The 1758-nt window shown below is 38.2% G+C and carries 1 protein-coding gene; it reads left to right on the top strand.

Annotated elements, in window-relative coordinates; translation table 11 throughout:
* A partial coding sequence (locus ACY65O_RS06335) for a hybrid sensor histidine kinase/response regulator transcription factor (protein WP_462220011.1) occupies positions 1-1642 on the top strand: 1642 nt, incomplete at its 5' end.
* Positions 1643-1758 lie beyond the last annotated feature (116 nt).

Genomic DNA, 1758 nt, shown 5'->3' with positions numbered 1-1758 from the left:
AAATTTCGAACAGCGGGAAGCTAAAAGAGTAAAAGAATTGGATACAGTAAAAACACAGCTCTATACAAACATTACCCACGAATTTCGTACCCCGCTAACTGTTATACTGGGTATGGCGCAGCAGGTTAAAAGTAATCCGTCTGCGCATTTGCAAAATGGTGTAGATATGATTATTCGCAACGGGCAAAGTTTATTAAACCTGGTAAATGAAATGCTGGACCTTTCCAAACTGGAAACGGGTAAGATGCAGTTGCAGTTGGTAAATGGTGATGTAATTAATTTTCTCCGGTATGTTGTAGAATCTTTTCATTCGCTTGCCGAAAGCCAGAAAAAACAATTGCATTTTTTAGCTGAAATGGATGCTTTGCACATGGCATACGACCCCGAAAAAATAAGGCAGATCGTTGCCAACTTATTATCTAACGCCTTAAAATTTACACCCGAAAAAGGAAATATCTACATCCGTGTTAGTGAAAATATTATACAGCAAGATACCAATACAGCAGTACTGATTATTAAAGTAAAAGATACCGGCATCGGTATTCCGGAAAGTCAGCTGCTGCATATCTTCGACAGGTTTTATCAATTAGATAACAGTCATACAAGAAAAACCGAAGGCACCGGTATTGGCCTGGCACTTACTAAAGAGCTGGTAAAATTAATGGAAGGGGAAATAACAGTGAAGAGCCCGCCAACAGGTGCTAATAAGGGAAGCGAATTTACCGTAGCATTGCCGTTGAAAAAATTGCCTGCAACTGAAGATGCAGTTGTACATCCTGATTTAAAAGATGTTTATCCGCAAAGAATAATTACAGAAACAACAAGCAGAATAACTTTTGCTGATGAAAATGAAAGCAGGCAAAAACCATTGATATTACTGGTGGAAGATAATGCTGACGTTGTGGCCTACACGGCATCATGCCTGCCCGATTACCGCCTGGCTGTAGGTAAAGATGGAAGAGAAGGTTTTGAAATAGCATCAGAAATAATTCCTGATTTAATTATTACCGATGTTATGATGCCTTTTGTGGATGGGTTTGAATTGTGCCGGCAACTTCGTAATGATGAATATACCAGTCACATCCCCATTATTATGCTTACTGCAAAAGCGGATATGGAAAGTAAAATAGAAGGGTTGCAACAGGGGGCCGATGTGTACCTGCAAAAACCTTTTAACCGGGAAGAATTATTAATTCGCATAAAAAAATTACTGGAGCTGCGAAAAAATTTGCAACAATATTATCTTAAAAAAGCAGGGTTAAACAATTATGCATCACCACCAGAAATAAATGCGGAAGAAATAATTACAGAAAATAAAATTGAAGACATCTTTGTAAAAAAAGTACGGGAAGCAGTAGAACAACATTTAAAAGATACCAACTTTACCGTAGAGCAATTGTGCAAACTGGTTTTTATGAGCCACTCTCAACTGCATCGTAAATTAGATGCGCTAACAGGCTGTTCGCCTAATAAATTTATCCGTATCATCCGTTTAAACAAAGCTAAAGAACTGTTGAAGTACCCTGCTAACAGTATTGCTTTTATAGCATTAGATTGTGGCTACAGCGACCCCGGCTATTTTGCAAGAATATTTAAACAGGAGTATGGTGTAACGCCGCAGGAGTGGCGGGTGAAAAATTGAAAGCGTATTTTACTCACTACCACTTTTTTCTCCCACAAACCACTGCTCTTTATTTTTAAACAGCACATTAAAAGTAGTAAGCGATCCGTAACATCTTGTAATGTATTGCTGAATAT

The sequence above is a fragment of the Ferruginibacter sp. genome (assembly GCF_031430955.1).
GTDB lineage: Bacteria > Bacteroidota > Bacteroidia > Chitinophagales > Chitinophagaceae > Ferruginibacter.
This window is presented reverse-complemented; position numbering and strand designations above follow the sequence as displayed.